Annotated in this window: 4 protein-coding genes; all 4 read left to right on the forward strand. The window is 71.6% G+C overall.

The features are described 5' to 3' along the window. Positions 1–691: 691 nt before the first annotated feature. Complete coding sequence (locus tag ACFU99_RS29270) at positions 692–2,032, forward strand: MFS transporter (protein ID WP_384397716.1); 1,341 nt, start codon at positions 692–694, stop codon at positions 2,030–2,032. A 182-nt stretch (positions 2,033–2,214) separates the two neighbouring features. Then, entirely contained in the window at positions 2,215–3,015 is an 801-nt protein-coding gene (locus ACFU99_RS29275; RefSeq protein WP_384397718.1) for a phytanoyl-CoA dioxygenase family protein, read from the forward strand. Positions 3,016–3,147: 132 nt separating this feature from the next. Then, a complete protein-coding gene (locus ACFU99_RS29280; RefSeq protein WP_384397720.1) occupies positions 3,148–3,699 on the forward strand; it encodes a DUF6309 family protein in 552 nt (183 codons plus the stop codon). Further along, the coding region (locus ACFU99_RS29285) for an AMP-binding protein (protein ID WP_384397722.1) at positions 3,696–6,233 on the forward strand (2,538 nt) is incomplete at its 3' end. The genes ACFU99_RS29280 and ACFU99_RS29285, both read left to right, overlap by 4 nt.

Here is a 6,233-nt window from a genome sequence, read left to right on the forward strand (position 1 = left end):
GCCGAATGGCGTCCTGGAAAAAGGGTTTTGGTTCGGAGCGACGCAGCCGAGCTTGAGCAGGGCCCGGACACCTGTCAAGAACTATGTGGCCCAGGTCACATATTCGTGACACCGCGTCACGCACCGAATCCGGAGAGCCTCTCCGCAGAGGTCTAGACATGATGCTCGCGCCCTTGTTAAGTTCACATCCCATTGATCGCTACGTATACCAACTACGTTGCCGAGAGCATCCGTTAGTCACGCTCTCCGCACTCCGCCGGAACCCTGGCCGGGGGCCTCGCCACTAGGCGCGACCTCGCTCAGCGGCCGCCCATTCCCAGCGCGTCGAATCCGAATCCCGGCCACCCTCGACCGATCCGGGCTTTCTTCCTGATGAGGCATCAGACATGGGTTTGCCTGACTCCGCAGTAACACCCTTACCCGGCACCCGGCACACACTCCGAAGCGACGTCCAAATCGTGCAGCACACACGGACGCGGCCGAGGGGATTGCCGATGAACAGCGCACGGACTTCGACTGAATCCCGTACGTGCACACGTCCGCCCTACCACGCGGCAGCGCCCTCCCGCCGACCGTCGGCGGACAACATTTCCCCAACAAGGCTCCAAAATCCCCCGGACCACCGGATCGGCCGGAATCACCTGGGCGAACTCCCTTTAGGATTCCCCCGCCCCGATACGAGACCCGGTACATGAGCGACGGCGCCCGCCGAAGGGACGAGGTGCTGCTGCGGGCCGCGTTCATCGTGTCCAGCGGCGGCGACTGGATCTTCCGGTTCGCGCTGCCGGCCCTGGTGCTCCAGCTGACGGGCTCGGCGATCTCGACGGCGCTCACGTACGCGGTCGAGTTCGTTCCCTACGTGGTCATCGGCCTGTTCAGCGGCGTCGTCGCCGACCGTACGGACCGGCGGCAGCTCATGATCCGCTGCGACGCGGTCTCCGCGGTGATCGTCACCGGGGTCGGGGCCCTGTGCCTGGCCCACGCGTCGGTCGGCCCCGTGCTGACGGCGGCCTTCCTGCTGGGCTGTGTTCGGCCGTTTTCGTTCCCCGCCTTCCAGGGGTTTCTCACCGACCGGGTCGCGCCGGAGCGGCGGGCCGCCATGAACGCCTGGATCCAGGGGGCGGACGGCACGCTCAGCATGCTCGGCCCCATCGCGGGTGTGGCAGTCGTCGCGCTGCTGGGGCCGACCGTGGCGAGCCTCGCGAACGCGGTCTCGTTCATGCTGTCCGCCGCGCTGATCAGCGGCACGGCGGTGCTCACGACCGGCCGGCGCCGGCGCGCGCCGCTGGGCGCGACGTGCCGTTCCCTGGGCGCGGACTCCCTCGCGGGGCTGCGCCTGGTCATGAAGAACAGAGGGTTGCGGTGGGCCACGGTGCTCCTGACGCTGTCCAACTTCACCTTCCCCGCGGTCACGGCCAACCTGATCTACATCGTGGCCGGACCGGACGGCCGGCTCTCGGCGTCGCTCGCGGTGGTCTCCGCGGCGCAGGGACTCGGCGCCGTGCTGGGCGCCGCGGCCACTCCGGCCCTGCTGCGGAGGTTCTCGGCGGGCGCGCTCATGCAGAGCGCGATGGGCGCGATGGCCGTCGCGCTGCTGCTGCCCGCCCTCCGGATCGATGTCGGCGCGCTGACCGTGGCCTGGTTTCTCGCCGGAGCCTCCACCTCACTTTTCATCGTCCCGTGGCGGACCTACCGTCAGGGCGCCGTGGACGCGCGCTTCTTGGGCAGGGTCGTCGGGTTGCAGCGCGCCGTGCCCTTCGCGGCCGTGCCGGTGGGCGCGGTGAGCGGCGGCCTGCTGCTCACCGAGTTCGGCGCCCCGGCGCTGTTCGCGGCCGCGGCCTCCGTTCAGCTCCTGGTATGGCTCGGCACCAGGTTTTCCCCGCTGGGCAGGGCGACTTCGCCGACCGCCTCCGCCGATACCCGAGAGATCGACGGCACGTCCGCCGAGCGCTCCGCCCCGACCGCCCGCCGTATATCCCCACCACGCGAAACGGAGCGCGTCGCGGCCGTCGACTCCGGAGATCCGGAATGACGCCGCCGCGAATTTCCCGAACTTTGACCAACACCTGAACCCGGTCCTGGACCCGGCCTTTGAGCCACATCTTGACCCAAACCTTGCCTATGCCGCCCCGGCCGAATGGCACAGAATCCGACCGGCCGCTTGGAAGACACGTTCACGACGTGATCGTCACGTGAGAGGGTGTGAATGCCCACATGCCACCGATTTTCAAGGACAGCGGGACCGTCCTGACGCGGCGGGAGCAGTTCGCGGAGTCGGGTTACCTCGTTCTCCCCGGTCTGCTGCCACAGTCGCTGCGGGATCGCCTCACCGTCGAGGTGGACCACTGGGTGGACGACGGCCTGCGCGCCCGCTCCATTGACGCCTGTGTCAACCCCTCCCCCGACGGTCTATTGCCGATGCTGGAGCTGGAGCTCCCCGCGCACGGCGAACTCCTGGCCTATGAGCCGTTGATGCAGGTGCTGCGGGAACTCATAGGAAGCCCATTCGTCTTCCATCATCTGCACAGCGACCGGCACAATCCCGGAATGGCCGGCAAGCCCTGGCACCACGACTACGAACCCAACGACGACGGCGACCCCGAGCTGCTGATGGTGCACACGCTGCACTACATCGGCGGCCTGGACGGGACGATCGGCAACCTCACGCTCCTGCCCGGCTCCCACCGCGAGCCGCGCGGCAAGTCCGCGCTCGCCCACCTCGGCACCGCCGAACTGCCCGGCGAGATCGAGATCGACAGCCTGCCGCCGGGCTCGACCGTGCTCGTCAACTCGGCACTGCTGCACGCCCGCAGGCCCGTCACCGGATCCGACGAAACGGCCCGCCCCCGCTACTTCGTCGACGCGTCATACTGCCAGACCGGAGCCCGATGGCGGCCCGTGAAGCCCTACTGGCGAGGCATGCTCGCCAAGGCGCGGGACCTCGGCCTCGACGGCGGCCGGTGGCCCGAGCTGTTCGCGGAACGGCACTTCACCGAGTACGCCGACTCGTTGTGAGCACTGCCGGGACCGCGAGGACCGCAAGGGCTGTGAGAACCGCGAGGGCTGTGAGGACCATGAGGGCTTCGAGGGCCATGAGAGTCACGAAGGTCACGAGCACCTTGAGTTCCTTGAGGAGGGGCATCAATCATGCGAGTCGTCAGTTCCGTCACCTTCGACGAGGTGCAGCGGGAATTCCGGCGGGAGCACCCCGTCGCACGGCAGCACCAGGGCAACACCAATCAGGACACGGAGAACTGCCTGGAGCTGGCCGACAAGGCGTTCGGCGCCTGGTCCGAGGTCCGGCTGTGCCGCGCGGACGTCCTCGCCGTGATGCTGCCCTGGCACCTCAGCGAGGGCGGCGCGTACGAGCTGGTGCCGCGCACCGGGCTCACCATCGGCCAGGCCGTAGGACTCATCCGGGCGCGTGAGCGGGAGTGGTCCGAGGGGAACCCGGTGTGCACGGCGAAGATCGACCTCTTCCGGGACTCCGCGTTCACCTCGCTCTACCTCAGTACCCACCCGGTACCGCATGACCACTACGCGGACGTGCGCGTCGGCGACGGCTTCATCCACCTCGACGGACTGCACCGCATGGTCGCCTGGGAACTGGCCCGGCGACTGCCGGCCCGCGAGGAACTGACCGCCTTCATCGCCGGTGACATCTCCTCCCATGCCACAACCGGAGGCCAACGAACATGACGCGTGCCCTTCGATCCACCGCATCGCTGTCCGACCTGCTCATACGCAACGCCGCGGCCTACCCGGACCGCCCCGCCCTGAGCGACGGCGACCGCACGTACGACTACCGGGCGCTCGACGTCGTGGCGGGCCACGTGGCGGCCCGGCTGAGCGGTCTCGGCGTCGGCCGCGGCGACCGGGTGGCGCTGTTCGGGGCCAGGGACGCCAGGATGTGCGCCCTGCTGTACGGGGTGCTGCGCTCGGGGGCCGCCGCGGTGCTGGTCGACGCGGGGTGGAGCGCCGCCGACGTGCTCAGGCGGCTCGACGCCGTCGAGGCGCGCTGCGCGCTGACCACGACCGCGGCGATCACGGCGCCCGAGCCGTACGGGACGGAGGTGCTCGACGTCGACGCGCTGGCCGTGTCCGCGCCCGTGGAGTCGCCCGACGCGGCCCGCTGCCGGCCGTCCGACGTGGCGTATCTGTCGTTCACGTCGGGGTCGCGCGGGGAGCCGAAGGCCGTCGCGGTCACCCACGCCAACACGGTGCACTACGCGCAGTCGCTCCGCGACCGGCTGGGGCTCACCGACGCGGACGCCCCGTGCGTCGCCCACGTCACCACGCTCGCGGCCGACCTCGGCCACACCGCCTGGCTGCTCGCCCTCGCGACCGCCGGTTCCGTGCACGTCGTGCCCGACGACCGGGCGCGCGACCCGGAGTCGTTCTGGGCCACGCTGCGCCGAGCGGGCGTGTCGGTGCTCAAGACGACGCCGTCGCACCTGACGGCGCTGCTGGCCGGGCGGCCGTCCGACAGCCCGGCCCTGGACACGGTGCTGCTCGGCGGCGAGCCGCTGCCGCGCTCGCTCGCAGCGAGTCTGCTCCGGCAGCGCGTCGCGGCGCGGGTCGCCAACCACTACGGCCCGACCGAGACGACGGTCGGCGCCACGTGCTTCCTCGCCTCCTCGGCGGCCGAACTGCCCGCGGACGAGCCGACGGTGCCCATCGGCACCGCGATCGGCGAGGCGGAGCTCCGGCTGGTCCCCGACGGCCCGGAGGGCGAACTCCACATCGGCGGGCGCGGCGTCAGCGCGGGGTACTTCGGCCGGCCGGAGGAGACCGCGCGCAGCTTCATCCAGCGGGACGGCGCGTGGGTGTACCGGACGGGCGACGTGTGCCGCCGCCGCCCGGACGGCAACCTCGTCTTCGTGGGCCGGTCCGACCGGCAGGTGAAGGTCCGCGGCTTCCGGGTGGACCCCGTCGAGATCGAGCACGCCATCGAGCGGTTCCCCGGCATCACCCAGTCCGCGGTGATCGTCCGCGACACCCCGGCGGGCAGTCAGCTGCTGGCGGCGGTGGGGCTGGCCGACGGGCGCGGCGAAGGCGAGGACGAGACGATCGCCGCGCTCGGCTCGTACCTGCGCGACCGGCTGCCGGGCTACTCGGTGCCGCAGCCGATCCTCGCGGTGCCGCACTTCCCGTACGGGGCCAACGGAAAGCTCGACCGGGAGCGTCTCGGCGCGGTCGTGACGGACCTCATCGCGTCCCGGGCTCGTGGTACGGGCCATGAACGGGCCGCCGAGTCCCCGTACCCCCCGGAGGCCGATCGGACCGGCCCGACCGACAAGGCCGTCCAGACCGACCCTGCCGCCGAGCCGCTGACCCATGCCATAGCGGAGCTGTGGGCCGACGCCCTCGGGCTGCCCGTCGTCGACGCGCACGCCGACGTGCTGAGCCTGGGCGGGGACTCGATCCTCGCGATGCGCACGATCGCGTTCCTGCGCCGCCGCGGCCACCGCGTCGCGTTCGAGGACTTCTACGAGCATCCGGCCCCGGCGCTCCTCGCGGCGGCCGCCCTGGCCGCCCCCGAGCACCCGCGGCCGGGGACCGGCGCGGTCGCCCCTGAGCGACGTCATCTCGCGCCCGCTCAGCGGTGGCTGTTCCGTCAGCCGGTGGACGAGCCGCGGCACTGGAACCAGTCCGTCGTGCTGCGCTGCGGCGTGCGGGTCGACGCCCCGGCCCTCTCGGCGGCCGTCGCGGCCGTGCTCGGCCGTCATCCGGCGCTGCGTCAGCCGGTCGGCCCGGACGGTCCGGGAGAGCCGCGGCAGGCGGCCGATCTGGATGTGGTGTCCCACTCCTCGATCCGCCCGGCGGACGCGGTCGCCGAGACGGTGGGCGGCGTCTGCACGGAGCTGCACCGCAGCCTGGACCCGGAGGCCGGGCGGCTGCTGCGCGTGCATCTCTTCGCGGGCGGGCCCGGCGTCGACGACCGGCTCGCGGTGATCGCGCACCACCTCGCCGTCGACGGGCTGTCCTGGCGCATCCTGCTCGACGACCTCGCCGCCGCCTACCGGGCGGAACTGTCCGGCAGCCCGGCCGAACTGCCGCCGACGGCCGACTTCTACGAGTGGGCCGCCGCGTCGCCGCCCGTGGGCGCCGCCGTGCGCGGGGCGGTCGCCCCGCTGCTGCCCGTGGACGACCCGGTCGGCGACCCGGAACCGGCGACGCTCACCTGGACGCTCGACGAGCGGGCGACGGAGCACCTGGTGGCGCGGCACGGG

This window comes from Streptomyces sp. NPDC057654 (assembly GCF_042800135.1).
In the GTDB taxonomy this organism is placed as follows: Bacteria; Actinomycetota; Actinomycetes; order Streptomycetales; family Streptomycetaceae; genus Streptomyces.